The 18,237-nt window shown below is 35.4% G+C and carries 13 protein-coding genes; 3 read left to right on the top strand and 10 right to left on the bottom strand.

Going from position 1 to position 18,237, the window contains the following annotated elements; all coding sequences use genetic code 11:
* Positions 1–11 precede the first annotated feature (11 nt).
* Together OEA66_RS16480 and OEA66_RS16475 are read right to left on the bottom strand one after the other, a co-directional pair.
* Positions 12–569, bottom strand: a complete 558-nt coding sequence (locus OEA66_RS16480; RefSeq protein WP_267282408.1) for a hypothetical protein — start codon at positions 567–569, stop codon at positions 12–14.
* Positions 570–580: 11 nt separating this feature from the next.
* Entirely contained in the window at positions 581–2,395 is a 1,815-nt protein-coding gene (locus tag OEA66_RS16475; RefSeq protein ID WP_267282407.1) for an Ig-like domain-containing protein, read from the bottom strand.
* A gap of 441 nt (positions 2,396–2,836) precedes the next feature.
* Between OEA66_RS16475 and OEA66_RS16470 the strand changes: the two genes are divergently transcribed.
* Complete coding sequence (locus OEA66_RS16470) at positions 2,837–3,421, top strand: hypothetical protein (protein WP_267282406.1); 585 nt, start codon at positions 2,837–2,839, stop codon at positions 3,419–3,421.
* A 112-nt stretch (positions 3,422–3,533) separates the two neighbouring features.
* On the opposite strand, the gene OEA66_RS16465 is transcribed toward OEA66_RS16470, so the two are convergent.
* From OEA66_RS16465 to OEA66_RS16450, 4 genes are all read right to left on the bottom strand, one after another.
* Positions 3,534–4,883: a serine hydrolase domain-containing protein gene (locus OEA66_RS16465; RefSeq protein WP_267282405.1), complete on the bottom strand. Its 1,350-nt coding sequence runs from the start codon at positions 4,881–4,883 to the stop codon at positions 3,534–3,536.
* Between the two features lie 305 nt (positions 4,884–5,188).
* Positions 5,189–7,405, bottom strand: a complete 2,217-nt coding sequence (locus tag OEA66_RS16460) for a xanthine dehydrogenase family protein molybdopterin-binding subunit (protein WP_267282404.1) — start codon at positions 7,403–7,405, stop codon at positions 5,189–5,191.
* A gap of 34 nt (positions 7,406–7,439) precedes the next feature.
* Positions 7,440–8,417: an FAD binding domain-containing protein gene (locus tag OEA66_RS16455; protein ID WP_267282403.1), complete on the bottom strand. Its 978-nt coding sequence runs from the start codon at positions 8,415–8,417 to the stop codon at positions 7,440–7,442.
* Entirely contained in the window at positions 8,414–9,007 is a 594-nt protein-coding gene (locus OEA66_RS16450) for a (2Fe-2S)-binding protein (RefSeq protein ID WP_267282402.1), read from the bottom strand. The genes OEA66_RS16455 and OEA66_RS16450 overlap by 4 nt, the downstream gene beginning before the upstream one ends.
* Positions 9,008–9,275: 268 nt before the next feature.
* Here OEA66_RS16450 and OEA66_RS16445 point away from each other — a divergent pair, with 268 nt between their 5' ends.
* Complete coding sequence (locus OEA66_RS16445) at positions 9,276–9,953, top strand: hypothetical protein (protein WP_267282401.1); 678 nt, start codon at positions 9,276–9,278, stop codon at positions 9,951–9,953.
* A 34-nt stretch (positions 9,954–9,987) separates the two neighbouring features.
* On the opposite strand, the gene msrB is transcribed toward OEA66_RS16445, so the two are convergent.
* Complete coding sequence (msrB, locus tag OEA66_RS16440) at positions 9,988–11,088, bottom strand: peptide-methionine (R)-S-oxide reductase MsrB (RefSeq protein ID WP_267282400.1); 1,101 nt, start codon at positions 11,086–11,088, stop codon at positions 9,988–9,990.
* A gap of 645 nt (positions 11,089–11,733) precedes the next feature.
* Here msrB and alaS point away from each other — a divergent pair.
* The gene (gene alaS, locus OEA66_RS16435) at positions 11,734–14,337 is read left to right on the top strand and encodes an alanine--tRNA ligase (RefSeq protein WP_267282399.1); all 2,604 of its coding nucleotides are present in this window, start codon (positions 11,734–11,736) and stop codon (positions 14,335–14,337) included.
* 508 nt (positions 14,338–14,845) lie between these two features.
* Here the strand turns inward: alaS and OEA66_RS16430 are convergent.
* From OEA66_RS16430 to OEA66_RS16420, 3 genes are all read right to left on the bottom strand, one after another.
* A complete protein-coding gene (locus OEA66_RS16430; RefSeq protein ID WP_267282398.1) occupies positions 14,846–15,136 on the bottom strand; it encodes a GIY-YIG nuclease family protein in 291 nt (96 codons plus the stop codon).
* Between the two features lie 993 nt (positions 15,137–16,129).
* Positions 16,130–16,822, bottom strand: a complete 693-nt coding sequence (locus tag OEA66_RS16425) for a hypothetical protein (RefSeq protein ID WP_267282397.1) — start codon at positions 16,820–16,822, stop codon at positions 16,130–16,132.
* A 571-nt stretch (positions 16,823–17,393) separates the two neighbouring features.
* The gene (locus OEA66_RS16420; protein ID WP_267282396.1) at positions 17,394–18,236 is read right to left on the bottom strand and encodes a hypothetical protein; all 843 of its coding nucleotides are present in this window, start codon (positions 18,234–18,236) and stop codon (positions 17,394–17,396) included.
* Position 18,237: the final 1 nt, after the last annotated feature.

The following is an 18,237-nucleotide window of genomic DNA, read 5'->3' as shown; positions in this document are numbered from 1 at the left end:
TTCATTGAAATTTATTTCCAATAATTCCAATTGGTGCCATCATAAACAGCTATTGAATTGCTTTGCGTGTCGTAGCACATCATTCCCGGATAAGGATTAATCACCGTGAGATGCGGATTAAAGATATGGGGAAGAACCAATGCTTTATCAGCTGATTCGAAAACCAAAACTCCTTTTGCAGCACTTGATGATGCCCCTACGATCACTCCGTTTCCTTTTTCAGTTCCTGCAAAGGGAATTAAATTGGCATTATTACCTTCATCAGACAAATCTTTCCATACTCCATTTTCATAGAATCTGTTTTTTTTGGTCTGCCTGTCAAATAGAAATGTTCCATTCTGAGGAATACTCGTAGCAGAACCTGAAGTTCCGAAATTAGGGATTTCAAGAACTGCAGGCAAAATCAGACCTTTTGTATTAGCTGTTGTATTATCACTTAACTGATTTGAAGTATTACCATCAAATTCCATGATGGAACCCGTTCCTGAAATCACTGTTTTGCCAATTCCTATCTGAGCATTCAAACTTATGATGAACATTGCAGCCATCAGTATTAAACTCTTCTTCATATTGTATAAATTTAATCGTTACAGCTTCTTTTGATACAGTTCCAGACAGAACCATTGTATAGTTTAACACACTGAGATGCTATATCATAGATTATCATTCCTTTTTTCGGCTGAGGAACTGCTGAAGAGCTGGAAACCCTTGTGATCACCATTCCCTTATCTGAAGAGTTGAGTGCTAAAAAACCGTTGGGAATTCCACCTTCTGGTGTAGTAGGTCCTACAGGCCAGTTTTTAAATCTTTCCGACAACGTAGAAATTCCCAGATTGGTGTAAGAAGTGGTTGTGCCTGTTGCTCCCGGTTTATAACAATAATCTACCGATATATTGATCGATGCAATATTGCTTGATAATCCTGCATTATCCTTAATGGTATATTGCGCCACAGATGCTGTACCGAAGAAATTCTGTGCAGGAGTAAACGTTAAGATTCCGGCATTATCGACATTCCAGGTTCCCTGATTATTTACGGTAAATCCTTTGGTGTTGCTTCCTGAAGTCGAAATATTAGATGCTCCTGCGGGTATAATCAAATTTATGCTTGAAGGAATAAGAACTCCGCCATCGGAGTCGCTATCGTTTGCTATGAGATTAACTATTTTAGATACATTTTTAGGAACCGAAAAGGTATCGTTTCCTACTACAGGTGGTCGGTTGATTCCAAAGTTATTTCCTTGTGAAGAGCCATTGGTGAGCACAGCAGGAATACTGTTGCTTGTATTTCCCAAACTGTTTCCAACTACAGAAAACCCCTGAGGTACCACCAATTCAACCGTGAAAGGTCCCGGATATGTATTGGTATTAATATTATCAAAGAAATAAAACCCACTGGAATTTGTCGTTGCAGTTCGGAAGGATACTCCATTATTAAGCAGTCTTACCGTAGCGCCTGAATAAAAATTACCATTTGGAACTCCTGCATCATTGTCATTATAAACACTTCCTGATACACTTGCCGCAAAAGTGATTGATTCCTCATTATAAGCACCGATAAATGCAAGATCTGAAGAACCTGAGAATGTCTGAATTAATTTCACAGCCTGCATATAGTTGCTACTGGTGATTCCAAATTCAGACCAGTCAGCCGCCAAAACTCGTACAGCACGCACGCAGCTTCCAGTTCCGGAAGTACCTGAAACTCCTGCATTATAGGTAGGCGGATTAGTATTAGCATTATAAAATTTCCAACAGGCATTCCCGATTACCGGTACGCTGTTAAAAGTAACTGAATAAGTAGTTCCTATCGTATTCCCCAGTTCATTAACGAAGTAAAAAACATCAGGGTTACCCGAAGGCTCACCCATCTGAGTAAAGATAAGATCCGGAATACCGTCACCAATTGAAGAAGGTACAATTCCCATGGTATTAAGGCTTATACTTGAGCCTGGAGGAATATTAAACATTGCCGTTCCTAACCCCAATCCCTGAATACCATCAGACAAATACTCCACAAAGTTGTTGTGTACAGGAACCGGAGACACATTCCCATTACCACCATACATTTGCCCAACTCCTACGTATGTACTACCATTTGGAGCGGGAACGTTATAAATCGGTAATGATATAAATGTTCCTGCAGTATAGGATACTCCATGCGATGTTAACACAGCATTATTTACCCCCGTACTGTATGTTTTGGGCTGATAAATATTTCCTGCACCATCAGCATCCCATGTGAAAGCCAAAAGATTATGATTGTTGTTGGGTTGAACTGTTGTGCTGCTATCCCAAAAGCCGGAGAAATCGGAATAAATTCTCGAGACATGATGCTGAGCAAAAACACCACAGGAAATGCTCAATCCTGTCAGAATTAAGAAGTACTTTATCATCAAATTTTCAGTTTTCTAAGGATTGCTAAAATAGGGATCCAGATTTTTTTTTGAAATTAAATTATGTTAAATTTATAAATACATGACTATTGTCATACTTCGTCAATTTTAATATATAATTCATTAAATTATGATAAAAATATTAAAATCATCAACTTTATAAAAAGCCCTCAAAGCCTTATACCACATCTTTTAAATAAAATTATTTTAGATAAAATAATTAGTTGTTATTGTGAATTATTTATTATACTCATAAATATTCAAGAAGAAAAATAATCTTGCTTTACTATGTATCCAGATAAATGATTCTAAAAGATTTTTAAATCTATTTGTAAAAAAATTCTATGGATTTATAACTTTTGATTTCTTTCCTCTTCATGTTATAATCAAAGTTTTTTTCGTAGTTTAGATATTCAAACTAAATTACAATTTGTAAAAACCATGAAGAAAATATTATTCTTATCAGCTATTTTCGCAACTCTGCCTTTATTCTCTCAAGCCAATGAAAATACAAATCATTTTAAAATGATAAGAGATGCAGTTGGTGATCTTAATAAAGACGGGCTGCAGGATAAAGTTCTTCTTTCTATGAATACCAAAGACGCTACACAACCTTTAAAACTACAGATCTTCTTTTTAGGACCGGATAGAAAATTTAAATCTGCATTCAGTTCTACAGAAGTTTTCGACCCGCAATATCCCGAAGGAAAATATGGTGGAAATCAGGTTCCCGATATACGCATTGAAAACAATAATCTGATCATTTATAAAGAAATTGGTGATGTAAAAAATGAGCAAACTTTCCGTTTTAATAAAGGGAAATTTGAACTGATTGCTGTTTCAAAAATATATTGGGATGGTAAAGAGACTACGGTTGACACAAAAATTGATCTTCTTGCCGGAACTTTCACCGAGATTACCCAGATTTTAGGCTCTAAAAAAGCAAAGAAAAACCTGAAGAAAATTACCGTTAATACTTTACCGACTCTTGACAATATAAAGTCTTATCATGATGAATTTAATTGATCCATCGTTTGTAATATTTACCCAAAATAAAAAACCCTCAAAGTTTAAAATATAAAAACTTTGAGGGTTTCCAATTAAAAGATTAAGATTTTTTATATAGAGGATTTTGGAACTAAACTTTTTGTCTAAATACTTTTACTATATTATCCTGATAAATCGTTAATTGATGTTTTTTAGGATCAAAGATTATTTTTATCTTATCATATTCAAAAGTTGTTTTATTTTTAAATGTTAAGGGAATATAGGTCTGTCTCGATTCTGCGCCTTGAAAAACAAGATTATTACCATCAGAAGAAACAGTAGCCGACTCTTTTTTATCTTCAGTAAAATAAGTTCCCTTAATATCAGCAAATTCTTTCACGGAAAGCTCCGGTGTTTTATTGAAGTCCGGAAGTTCAGGTTGAATTTGGTAAGCATACTTTGTCAATACAAACATGATTTTATCCATATCAATATTAACAGCGTTGGTAAACTGTACCACGCCAAGTTCTTCTTTAGGAAAATACCAATAATCCGAAAAATAATTCTCTACTCTTCCTCCATGTTCATAAACTAAATTTTTCCCCATAGGAAATCTGAAAATTCCCATCCCGTACTCACCTTCCTCCATAGGAAGCATTATTTTAAGACTTTCGGCACTCATCAGTTTATTATTAAATAAGGCATAAAGAAATTTATTTAAATCTGTAGGTGTAGAAGCAATCCCTCCACTTGCAGGATGATTGGAAAAATTGGTTACTGCATTTCTCACGTAACGATTTTGAATATTGTAAGAGATGGCTTCATTCTTTTTACTGTCAACTTCAAACGAATAATAGGTGTTTTTTAACCGAAGCGGTGTACAGATTTTTTCATTAAGAATTTCAGCATAAGATTTTTGATATAGTTTTTCAAGAATAAAACCAAGCAAAGCATAATTGGTATTGCTGTATTCATACTCTGCACCCGGCTCAAAGTTGCTTTTTTTATTGATGAAAAAATCCATAAACTCTTTTTGAGTATGAAATTTTCTTTCCCATTCATCTTCACCTTCAATTTCTGTAAAATTAAAAATTCCGGTACGTTGGTTAAGAAGCTGTCTTATTGTAATTTTTTCAGCATTCTTCACTTGAGGAAAATAAGCGGAAAGCCTGTCTTCTAATTTTAACTTCTGTTCTTCAACTGCCTTTAATACCAATACTCCTGTGAAAGTCTTTGTAATAGAACCAATACGAAATTTTGTATCTGTATTGTTCATTAATTTGGCATCTACATCGGCATAACCAAACGCTTTGGTATAAATAATACTGTCTTTATATGAAACAGCAACACTGCCCATCATCTTATTATTACTGAATAAATGATCAAAATAAGTGTCGATTTTTTTCTGCGCTGAAAGCTGAGTACTGATAACAGTTGCCGACAAAACAATAATGGCTGAAGACTGCTTTAAAACTGAAAATGTACTGGTAATAATATTCATTATGCTTTTGTAAATTTTAAATAAATAAAATTGAGCAGCAAATATAATACTTAATTCTCAATAAAGTGAAGTTTTAAAATTAACTTTTATTGATACTAATTTGCTTTTGTCAGATTACGATAATACTATAAATTACAGTCTTCTTATTGGCTAAATCTATTATCAATAGCGGAAATACTAATATTTTTCTTAAAAAATAGACTTTTGAAATACATAAGCATCCGAATGTATAAAAATCAAAAAAACCTCAGCTTTATTATAACTAAGGTTTTGAGTATATTGAATAAGTTTTCCTGAAATAGCGCTTATGATTCAGAAAAAAACTTCTCCGGAGTAATTGGTAAATCTCTGAAACGTTTTCCTGTTGCATTGAAAACAGCATTGGCAATCGCAGGAGCAACACCGATAATTCCCACTTCACCTAAACCTTTTGCGCCACTCGGATTGATATTTGGGTCAGGCTTATTAATGAATGCCACCTCAATCATTGGAGCATCTGCATTCACCGGAAAATGGTAACCTGCCAAATCATTTCCTACCAAACTTCCCAATTTCCCGTCAATCATTTGTTTTTCCATTAGAGCCATACCGATACCGCCAACTGCAGCACCCGTAATCTGATTGGTTGCAGGCTTCGGATTGATAACTTTTCCACCATCAACGACGGCAACCATTTTTTCAACAACTATTTTTCCTGTTTTAGAATTAACTCTTACTTTACAGAAATGCGCTGCCGAAGAGCAGAATGAGTATTTTGACCTTTCATCTCCCGGACCGGAGCTCGCTTCTACTTCCAAAAGCGTAAGATTATTTCCTTCCCATATTTTTTGATACGGAACAAAATGCTGCCCTGCTTTGTTCAGTGAAACTCCGGTATCAGAAAGAAGAAGATCCTTGGCTGTCGAATTTTTATATGCTGAATCGAATTTTGTAATGTATTCTGTCAATTTCAGCTTTAAAACATCAATCACCGCAACCACAGCTCCACTGATGGAAGACATTCCAGTACTTCCACCCTGACTTCCTGCAGGAGGCAAATCCGAATTTCCAAGCTGTATTTTAATTTTAGATTTTGATATTCCTGTCGCATCGTGCAAAATATTCAACATTCCTGTTCCTGTTCCCGTTCCGATGTCTGTCATTGCTGTCTGTAGAATAATATTTCCTTCTTTATCCATCACAATTCCTGCACTGGCTTTATTTCTTCCCGCATTCCACATTCCGACTGCCATTCCATAGCCTATTTTCCAGTCACCTTCTGTTTGTGAATTTGGAACTGATTTTCTTTGATTCCAGCCAATCATTTCAGCCCCTTTTTGGACAGCTTCTTTTAAATAATTGGTTGACCAAGGCAAGCCTGTATCTGGATTTTTATCTAAAGCTAAATTCTTATACCTAAGTTCAACCGGATCCATTTTAAGCTGATAACTCAACTCATCCATCGCTGATTCCACAGCAAAATCTCCTGTACAATCTCCCGGACCACGCATCCATGTCGGCGCACTGAGATTAAGCGGAACGACAGCGTTTTCTGTTTTCAAATTATCAAACTGATAGATCAATCTTGTAACGCGGGTAATTCCGTCACTGAAAGGATCATAAATAGCACATCCGTTTTTTGCCTGATGATGAATTCCTAAGATTTTTCCAGTAGAATCTGCTCCTAACTTAATTTTCTGCCATGAAGCAGGTCTGTAACCTACAGAATGAAACATTTGAGGACGGGTAAGCATTAATTTCACAGGTCGGTTAACCTGTTTAGCTCCTAAAACAGCTGCCAAAACATGAGGCCATACTTTTAAACCTGAACCAAAACCACCACCCACAAATTCACTGAAAACCTGAATATTGTCTGTCGGTAAATTAAATAATCCTGAAATCGTTTTCTGAACACCATTCACTCCCTGATTCTTGTCGTACAATTTTAGTTTGTTTCCATCCCATTGCGCAATTGTTGCATGCATTTCCATAGGATTGTGAACTTCTTCCGCAATATTGTATTCCTGCTCTACTGAAAAAGGAAGATTTTTCCAAGCATCTATATTTCCTCTTTCTTTTCCGGCAGGTTTTAATTCTGTATTAATTCTTGCTTTATTAAAATCAACTTCGAAAGGAGCTTTTTCATAATCTGCTTTTACCAAAGAGGCAGCATACGTCGCTTCCTCAAAAGTATTGGCAATCACCAAGGCAATCGGTTGACCTTTAAAATAAATCGTGTCGGTATGAAAAACCGGTAATCCGAATTTGGACTCTTTTATTTTTGCTTCATCTGCAAATCCGGGAACTGCAGGTTTTTTAAGATGAGAAATAATATCTAAAACTCCTTCTGCCTGCTTTGCCAGATCAAGTTGTAAAGTTTTAATCTTACCCGAAGGAATTTCACTTGTCACCAATACAGCATAACAAACATTTTCTACCTCATATTCCGCAGCATACTTTCCTTTTCCAGTGACTTTCGCCAAAGCTTCTACCCTTCCATCAACAGGAATTGTATACATTTCTGTTTCGTCAAAAAATCCCATTCTTTTAATTTTAAATTAAATATTCTTTACTTATTTAAGATTTCAAGCTATTTTGTAAAGCCGTTTCAATTGCACCTTTCAACATCGGAATTTTATATCCGTTTTTCGAAAGTGGTTTAATATTTTCTATCGCTATGGAAGCTGCTTTTGCGAAAATTTCTGCAGAAGGTTTCTTTCCTTTTAAATAATTTTCCGCTTCATACCAACGCCAAGGTTTGTGGGCAACTCCACCTGAAGCTAATCTTGCTTCAATGATTTTATCACCTTCCAAATGCAAAGCCGAAGCAACCGAGACCAGCGCAAAAGCATACGATGTACGCTCACGAAGTTTCACATACGCAAAGTTTTTAGAGAAAGGTTCTATCGGAATTTCAATATGCGTAATTAATGCATTTTGAGGAAGTGTATTATCCAGTGAAGGTGTATTTTCCGGCAGCTTATGAAAATCTTTAAAAAGAATTTTAATTTTCTTTTTGTTTTCAGAAGTTGCAAAAACTTCAGCATCAAGAGCAGCAAGTCCAACACATAAATCGGAAGGATGCACCGCAACGCACTGTTCATTATACCCCACCAAAGCACTCATGTTATTCTCACTCTTCAATGCACTGCATCCACTTCCAGGATTTCTTTTATTACAAGGCATTGTCACATCATAAAAATAGATACATCTTGTACGTTGCAATAAATTTCCTGCCGTACTTGCCATATTTCTAATCTGCGGAGAAGCTCCTGCCAAAACTGCTTTTGCAATCAGTGGCGTATTTTGAAGAATATTTTTATCTGTTGTTAATGCCGTATTCCGAACCATTCCGCCGATGCTGATGTTCTTTTTTGACACGCTGATTTCATTGGAAACAGCTGTAGTAATGTCTATTAAAGCATCCGGTTGAGCAATATTTTTTTTCAGAAGATCAACCAAGTTCGTTCCTCCTGCAATAAACTGTGCTTTTTCGTTTTTCAAACGTAATGCAGTATTTATATTTGCTGCTTTTTCAAAAGTATAAGGTTTCATCGTGCTGCAACTTTTTGGATAGATTGAACAATTCCGTTATAGGCTCCGCAACGGCAGAGATTTCCGCTCATAAATTCTTTTATTTCTTCTACAGAATTGGTATGCCCCTCTTTCACGCAAGCTACTGCAGACATAATCTGTCCCGGAGTGCAATATCCACACTGAAAACCGTCACATTCAATAAAAGCTTCCTGCATCGGATGAAGCTTTTCTCCATCGGCAAGACCTTCAATCGTGGTAACTTCTTTTCCAGGAATCATAACCGCCAAAGTAAGACAACTTAAAGCCCTTTCTCCATCTATATTAACTGTACAAGCTCCGCATTGACCGTGGTCACAGCCTTTTTTTGTTCCTGTCAGATTTAAATCTTCTCTCAAAACATCTAAAAGTGTTGTACGTGAATCACTTTTTAGCTCGTATGATTTTTTATTAACAGAGATTTTTACGGAAAGTACGGTTTTCCGGGGAAGTATAAACGTTTTTACATCATTGTAAAAAGCTTTGACTGAGGAAGGTATCGCAGCCAATAAAGCTGCCATTGCAGAAGTTTTCAGGAAAAGTCTTCTGCTGTAATTTGATTTTTCAGGCATTGCAGTAGAATTTTAAATTCAATTTATATGATATTTTAGTTTTACATTTAAGAAAATATTTCAAAATGCATTTATTATTAAATAAAAACATCATATCTTTCAAATATACTTAAATAATCAATCGTAGTTAAGCTTTAAAACTAATTTAGAGATAAACAAAATAAGAGAAACTGACATTGGAATCATAATCTGTTCAATGAGAAATACAGTTTGTTTTGTTATTTAGATTTGGCTTAAAATTTTCATTCGGTTTTTGCAAATTATTACCATGAGAAAAATTTATTATGTTCCGGGATTAATCAGCGCATTGTTAATGCCTGTTTTACTTTGGTATTATATGACACCTTACATAGACTTTACTGTAACCAATGTTATCGATATAAAACTTCCCTCAAAAGATAAAAATATAAGCATCAATCAGGAAGAAAATAATATCGGAAATTTCCTGCCTTTAAAACGTGACCATTATTCTAAAGTACCTGTTAGTGGTAATGAAGCAAAAAAAAATTCTAATTTATATGTTTCAGAAATCAGAAAACTTAACAATCAAAATTCAGAAAACAAAGGAATTGAATTTGTTTTGGATAAAAACAATACTTACGGTGATTTTGTATCATTATTAAATGATTTTCATATTTCAAAGCATGAATATTATGGAATAGATTTGGAAAGCGGAAACTTGGTAGCAAGCACCAATTATAATTTACCACAGCCAGTCGAAAATACTGACAATGTGCTGATGTGCGTCCCTTTTGTTGAAATCGTTGACTTTCCTCAAAAAAATATTTGGAATTACCTTAGTGATTTTGCAGACACAAAAATTGCAGATACTTCTTCAGAAAAAGTAGCTCAACTTCCAAAAGGAAGCTTCCCCATAATTTTCGGATTTTTATTATTTCTAAATATTTCGATGTTGAGTATTAAAGAAAGATTTCAACTCAACTAAACAAAAAAAGACTGCCTTTCGACAGTTTTTTCATTTACTTTTTATTGAGAAGGGAAATATAATCTCCGTAACCTTTTTTCTCCATTTCAGCTTTCGGAATAAACTTTAACGAAGCAGAATTAATACAATATCTCAGTCCTCCCTTGTCTTTCGGACCGTCATCAAAAACGTGTCCTAAATGTGCGTCTCCTGTTTTACTTCTCACTTCAGTTCTTGTCATTCCCACTGAATTATCAACTTTTTCTGAAATCAGTTTTTGAGTAATTGGTTTTGAAAAACTTGGCCACCCACAACCTGACTCAAATTTATCAGTAGAAATAAACAATGGTTCTCCAGTTGTAATATCTACATAAATTCCTTCTCTTGTTTCATCCCAATATTCATTTTGGAAAGGTCTTTCCGTATCATTTTCCTGAGTAACCTTATATTGTTCAGCAGTTAGTTTTTGTTTTAAAACTTTTTTATCCTGCTTCTGATATTTTACTTCACTTTTTTTCGGAAGCGGATTCGCTTTTCTGGCAACTTCAAAAAGTCCCGGTTCGATATGACAATAGCCACCTGGATTTTTATCCAAATAATCCTGATGATAGTCTTCAGCTTTATAGAAGTTTTTCAAGGTGATGGTTTCTACTACGACCGGTTTTGAATAGTTTTTAGCTAATTTTTCAACTTCACTTTTAACAACTACTTCTGTATTGTTATCTGTAAAATAAATTCCGCTTCTGTAGTTATCTCCTACATCATTTCCTTGTCTGTTTAACGTTGTAGGATCAATTGATTTAAAAAATAAATTAATCAGCAGTTTCAAATCTACCTGATCTGCATCATATTTTACTTTTACCGCTTCCGTAAATCCAGTGGTATGACTGATTACCTGTTCGTACGTTGGATTTTTAATATTTCCGTTAGCATACCCCACTTCAGTTCCAACTACTCCGCGAACCTGCTGAAACAAATGTTCGGTTCCCCAAAAACATCCTCCCGCAAAATAAATTTCCTTTACATTTCCTGCTTCCATAATTTTCTCATTTTCTTTTTCATTTCCTGTGAGATTTACTTTTTTTGAATCTCCACAGCTTGTTGCAAATACTGCTATTCCCAGAATCATTCCGAGAAATATAAATATGTTTTTCATTTTTGACTTTTTGTTCATTTTAATTTTTCTTCTTTATTAAAATCTGCAACATCATATTGCAAATTTCAGACTAATAACTATCTTAAATCACTGATAATTTCTATCGGATTGATCGTATTTTTTCGTTGAGTTTCTTACACTTTTATATACGAAAACTTAGATGGAATGGATTTGATTTTGTTAAAACAGATTTCTTATCTTAATAAACGTTATAGCTTTTAGAAACCTCTAACATTTCGAAACAAAATCTCACTCCATTAAAGGGGTTTCGAAAATTCGGAAGAATTTTTGAAAGGTGGTTTTTAGGATTTGAAGTATGTTCCTATTATAATATCAATTCGTTTTTCAGATTTCTCCTTCGTCGAAATGGCAAAATTTGTAAGGCATCAGAAATCCTAGCCCCGATTGTAGCAATTGTTTGAGCTCATTTTGTTGATTCTGCGGTCTCGCCAAAGGCGAGACCGCAGAATCAACAAAATAGCGAGTGCGGAAAGCGGGAAATAGCTACTGAGAAATATGAAAAATTAAATAGTAATATTACTATTTTCAATATATCAAATATTTGATATAAAATCAGACAAAAACATTAAATTTGCGAATCAAAAAAAGCTGAAAGCCAAAAGCAATCAGCTAAAAGCAACAAATATGACTTCACAGGAAATAAGACAACAGTTTTTAGACTTTTTTCAATCTAAACAACACCTCATCGTTCCATCGGCGCCGATTGTGCTGAAAGACGATCCTACCTTAATGTTTTCCAACTCTGGAATGACGCAGTTCAAAGATTATTTTTTAGGGTACAAAGAGCCTAAAGCCTCAAGAATTGCCGATACTCAGAAATGTTTAAGAGTTTCTGGGAAGCATAATGATTTGGATGATGTGGGTCGTGATACCTATCATCACACAATGTTTGAGATGTTGGGGAACTGGTCTTTTGGTGATTATTTCAAAAAAGAAGCGATTTCGTGGGCTTGGGAATTGCTGACGGAAGTTTACGGAATTCCAAAGGAAAATCTTTACGTAACCATTTTTGAAGGTGACGAAAAAGAAAATCTTGACAGAGATACTGAAGCTTACGATCTGTGGAAAAAGTTCATTTCTGAAGACCGAATTATCAACGGAAACAAAAAAGACAATTTCTGGGAAATGGGTGCAAGCGGACCTTGCGGACCTTGTTCTGAAATCCACGTTGATTTGAGAAGTGCCGAAGAAAAAGCTAAAGTTTCAGGATTAGAATTGGTCAATAATGACCATCCACAAGTAGTAGAAATCTGGAATCTTGTATTTATGCAGTTCAACAGAAAAGCAGACGGCTCGCTGGAAAATCTCCCTGCAAAACACATCGATACCGGAATGGGATTCGAGCGTCTTTGTATGGCTTTGCAACAGAAAGAATCTAATTACGACACTGATGTTTTCACCCCTTTAATTGCTAAGGTTGAAGAACTTTCAGGTAAAAAATATAACGGAATTCTAACTGATGAAAAAGATATTGCGATTCGTGTAGTTGTTGACCACATCAGAGCGGTTTCTTTTGCGATTGCAGACGGACAGTTGCCTTCAAACGGAGGAGCAGGTTATGTGATCAGAAGAATTTTGAGAAGAAGTATTTCTTATGCTTATAGATTCTTAGACAGAAAAGAACCTTTCCTTTATCAATTGGTTGCTGTTTTACAGGAACAAATGGGTAAATTCTTCCCAGAACTTGAAAAACAAGGAACTTTGGTTACAGAAGTAATCAAAAGTGAGGAAGAATCTTTCTTAAGAACGATTGAAACAGGATTAATCAGAGTTGATAAATTAATTCAGCAAACGATTTCTGAAGGTAAAAAAGTATTGCCAACAGAAGAAGTTTTCGAATTATATGATACTTATGGCTTCCCGGATGATTTAACAAGAATTATTGCGGAAGAAAAAGGTTTAACCATCGATGAAAAAGGTTTCGAACAAGCTTTAAATGAACAAAAACAGCGTTCTAAAAAAGACTCAGCTTCTAAAGTATATGATTGGGTAACGTTGGAAGAAAAACCTGAAAACTTTGTTGGTTACGATAAAATCGAGTCTGAGACTTATATTACAAGATACAGAAAAGTAGAAAATAAAGACGGAGAATTTTATCAGGTTGTATTGAGCGAATCTCCTTTCTATCCGGAAGGTGGTGGACAAATCGGTGATAAAGGTCTTCTTGAAAATGCTACCGAAAGCTTTGAAGTTTTAGAAACTAAAAAAGAAAACGGATTGATCATTTCGTTAATCAACGGACTTCCGAAAGATGCAGGTGCAGTTTTCTATGCTAAAGTTAATGCTGTAGACAGAAAAAATTCTCAGGCCAATCACTCTGTTACCCACTTATTGCATGAAGCTTTAAGAGAAGTTTTGGGAACACATGTTGAGCAGAAAGGTTCATTCGTAGGTCCTGATTATCTGCGTTTTGACTTCTCCCATTTCAATAAAATGACGGAAGAAGAATTAGCTTTGGTTGAAGAAAAAGTAAATGCTAAAATTAAAGAAAGTATTGTTTTACAGGAATTCAGAAATATCCCGATTCAGGAAGCGATTGACAAAGGTGCAATGGCATTATTTGGGGAAAAATATGGGGACAGCGTGAGAATGATCCAATTTGGAAGTTCAAAAGAACTTTGTGGTGGAACTCACGTAAAAAATACCAGCGAAATCGGTCATTTTAAAATTGTTTCTGAAAGTTCTGCAGCTGCAGGAATAAGAAGAATCGAAGCAATTTCAGGCGATAAATCGGCTGAATATTTTAAGAATTTAGAAAAACAAGTTGCTGAACTTTCCCAATTGCTGAAATCTAAAGATGTCGTAAAATCGATTGAGAAATTAATTGAAGAAAACACTTCTTTAAAATCTGAAGTTGAAGCTTTCAAAAAAGAAAAAGCAAAAGGCGAAATCGGCGACTGGAAAAACGCATATGAACACAAAGGCGACAAGCAGCTTTTGGTAAAGAAAACTTCGCTTGATGCAGGTTCTGTAAAAGATATCGTATTCCAGTTGAAAAAAGAAATCCCGACTTCTGTAACGATTATCCTTTCAGATGCCGATGGAAAACCGATGATTACCGTTGGAATTTCAGACGATTTGGCTTCAAGCTATCAGGCAGGAACCATCGTAAAAGATTTGGCAAAAGAAATCCAAGGCGGCGGCGGCGGAAACCCGGGCTTCGCAACAGCAGGTGGTAAAAACCTTGATGGTTTGGAAAATGCATATCAGAAAGCTTTGAATATTTAATTTATATAAATTTCCTTGTTATTTAAGGTACAACAACAAATCCCTTTCTGTTTTGAGAGGGATTTGTTGTTTATAATTCGTTTATCACTATAGTCGTTATGATGAAATCCTGATTCAACGAACGTCACTTCAAATGATGGAATCATTTTGACATACTGTTTACCAGTCGTCAGTTCGAATAGATTTTGAAAAAATCGTATCGAGAAGTTCGTGACAGGATGACAGATTTTGAGCTTCGGTTCACGGGTTCTCGATACATTTTTCTTTCACTTCGTTGCAGAAAAACACTCGAACTGACGTGGCGAATTTATTAATTTAAATCTACCGTCACTTCGAGTAACGCAGCGAAGCGGAGTGTATCGAGAAGTTTATGATATAATGACAAAATTTGTGCTTCGGTTCACGAGTTCTCGATACATTTTTCTCCGCTGCGCTGCGAAAAACACTCGAACTGACGGAAATCAAACTGACAGACGACGAAAGAAACACGAAATCCATATTATTCTTTTTATTTAAACTTCTTCCTCGCAAGATTAGGCAAATCCTCATAACGTCCTTCGATTAATGCTAATTTCTTTGCTTGAGACCATTTTTTAATCTTTTTCTCAAAAACAATTGCTTGTTCGATATCCATAAACTGACAAAAATAGACTAACTGCAACGGACGCCTTGAGAATGTGTAAGAACCAAAATGTTTTCCATCCTGATGTTCGTCGAACCGTTTATAAACATTTTCGGTTACTCCCGTGTAGTAAGTATTATCAGAACAAAGTAATATATAAACGAATGAGGTTTGCATGATTATTTGTATTAAGAATTTTTGATTTAACGGACATCACTTAATTAGTACTTTGATTAAACGGACGTCACTTCGAGTAACGCAGCAAAGCGGAGTGTATCGAGAAGTTTTTGTATTGAAGAATAATTTTGTGCTTCGGTTCACTAAGTTCTCGATACATTTTTCTTCCACTTCGTTGCAGAAAAACACTCGAACTGACGGTGTTCAAACTGACGAGCGTTTTACTTTGGCACAATCTGGATTTGTAAGACGTCACTTCGACTAACGCAGCGAAGCGGAGTGTATCGAGAAGTTCTTGTATTGAAGAATAATTTTGTGCTGCGGTTCACTAAGTTCTCGATACATTTTTCTTCCACTTCGTTGCAGAAAAACACTCGAACTGACGGTGTTCAAACTGACGAGCGTTTTACTTTGGCACAATCTTGATTTGAAAGACGTCACTTCGACTAACGCAGCGAAGCAGAGTGTATCGAGAAGTTTTTGTATTGAAGAATAATTTTGAGCTTCGGTTCACTAAGTTCTCGATACATTTTTCTTCCACTTCGTTGCAGAAAAACACTCGAACTGACAGTGTTCAAACTGACGAGCATTTTACTTTGGCACAATCTTGATTAGAAAGACGTCACTTCGACTAAAGCAGCGAAGCAGAGTGTAACGAGAAGTTTTTGTATTGAAGAATAAATTTGAGCTTCGGTTCACTAAGTTCGCGATACATTTTTCTTCCACTTCGTTGCAGAAAAACACTCGAACTGACAGTGTTCAAACTGACGAGCATTTTACTTTGGCACAATCTTGATTCGAAGGACGTCACTTCGAGTAACGCAGCGAAGCGGAGTGTATCGAGAAGTTTTTGTATTGAAGACTAATTTTGTGCTTCGGTTCACGGGTTCTCGATACATTTTTCTACGCTGCGCTACGAAAAACACTCGAACTGACGCATGAGTGATGTACGACTGACGGTGCGACTGACGAGTGACTTTTATAGAATTTAATTTATACTGGCTCCGCTGGTGGCACCTCCGGCAATCCGTTAGGAGTATCGTAGATGATGTAGTCGTTATATTTGGCTTCGTTGGTTTCGTAGAAGATATCCTGGCCGATGCCTGCGTATTTCATGAGCAACCGATGGAGTGCATTGAGGGCTTCTACCCTGCCTTCGGTGGCAACATCACGGTCGGAAATTCCCTGAGCCTGTGCATCGATTGCAACATCAAGTGCTTCCCGTTGGGCAATGAGGGTGTTAATTTTATTCTGGGTAAGACCTTCTGCGGAAAGTTCGGTAAGGTATTTTTCTGCGGTAAGGCTCATGATTTTGGCGACACGCACGATTTCGGCATCGCTTTGCTGACTGATTAAAGCATCACCAAACTCCCTGTGTTTTGCACTGTACTGCCCGAAAACATTTTCTGCCATATTAAAAATACTGCGCATGGTTTTTTCGAGGGCTTTGCGGGCAGCATCTTTCTGTTCGGTAAGATTCATTTTGATGGCTTCCAGCTGTTCATCGTTGGGGAAGCTTTCTACCGTGTCCCGGGCGGTCGTCAGTTCAGATTTTTTGGCGGCGTTGTAGCCACGGTCTGCGAATTCGATGAAATCTCTGTCGAGTAAATCGATGTATTCATCCGCTTTTTGTTTAAGGACAGCATCGGTTAGTCTGAAAATGCGGATTACTTGTTCTTTTTTCATAATGTAATTGTTTTTTGTGTTTAAAAAATAGAGTTAAAATCTTATTGCTATTGATTGTTCATGAAAACCAATTTTTCAAAAAATCCTATAAGGCATTGAAATATAATAAATTGTACTTGATTACCCATTCGAAGTGGTTGATTGCCTATTCGAAATGCCTGATTGCTTTATCGAAGTGGTTGACGGGCTCATCGAAGTGATTGATTACCTCATTGAAACTCTTGAACGCTTTATAGAAATGGTTGGCGGGTTCATCGAAATGCCTGAACGCCTTTTCGGAGCGATTGAAGCGGTCTTCGAAGTCGTTGAGCGGTCTGTCGTAGTACTTTACCGGTTTTTGAGACGGACAATCTGTTTTGTACAATTGGAATTTTTCTGAGATCCGGTGGTGCCGGAAGCGTGCGCAGGAGCTGCGGAGTTATATTTCTTAATCATCATTTTGTTTTTTGTTGTTCTTCAGACAAATATAAAAATATTTTTGAATAGTATGGGATTGAGAGAAGATTTTTTTTGAAATGGAAAAACCTCGCAGATGGGCTATACAATTTTAATAAATTAATTTGTAATAAAATTAAAATTCTTCAAGTTTACCATTATTATTTTCTAAGTAAGTTTGATAAGAAGTCATTATTTCAAGTTTTTCTTTAAAATTTGATTGGTCTATATCAAAACCAGCATATAATAAAACTTCATAATCTTCTAACTCTTCAATATTAGGATTAATAAATATCTTCCCTTCTGATTCAAAGGAATATATATAATGTGGGAAAATTGCGCCAAAAATAGTTTCCTCTTTTTCATATGGATGTGGAACTCCTTCAAATATTGGTAAATCAGCTAAATTGCAAACATCTGTTTCTGAATTCCACTTCCAAAAATTTATTTTTATTCCACTCTTGTTAGAGAAACTTTCAGCCACTTTATTTTCTATCGAAGAAGATACCATTAAAGAAACATCTTTAAAATCATTATAATCTAATTGGTGTAAGACTGTAAAATAATAATTTCGAAGATATATCTTGCAGTTTTCATGTAAGTTTTGAACTTTTTCAAGAAAATCAATCTTATTTTCTTGTGTAAAATAATTAATTTTTTTTTCATTTTTAAGATAATATTCTTGTGGAATATTATCGTTTTCTAATTCGCCGAAAATATTAAAAATTCTTTCAAATGTTTCACTAGAAGTATCATTTATTTTAAACTTAAGATTATTCTTTTTGAATTCAAAATTTTTCGATTTTTCACCAAAGAAAAAGAGCCTTTCACCAAATTGTTCTAAAGTATTATAGTTTACATCCAAATTAAATTTTTTAAAAGAATAATCTTTTGTAAAACCTCGATGTAAAATTTGAATTTTATTTTCGCTTGAATATTTTTCAAGTATAATTTTGAATTGATCGTATAATGTAGCCATT

Origin of the sequence: Chryseobacterium luquanense, from assembly GCF_026460945.1 — a bacterium.
Taxonomy (GTDB): Bacteria; Bacteroidota; Bacteroidia; order Flavobacteriales; family Weeksellaceae; genus Chryseobacterium; species Chryseobacterium luquanense.
The sequence above is the reverse complement of the archived record's forward strand: the minus strand, read 5'-3'. Positions and strand labels throughout refer to the sequence as shown.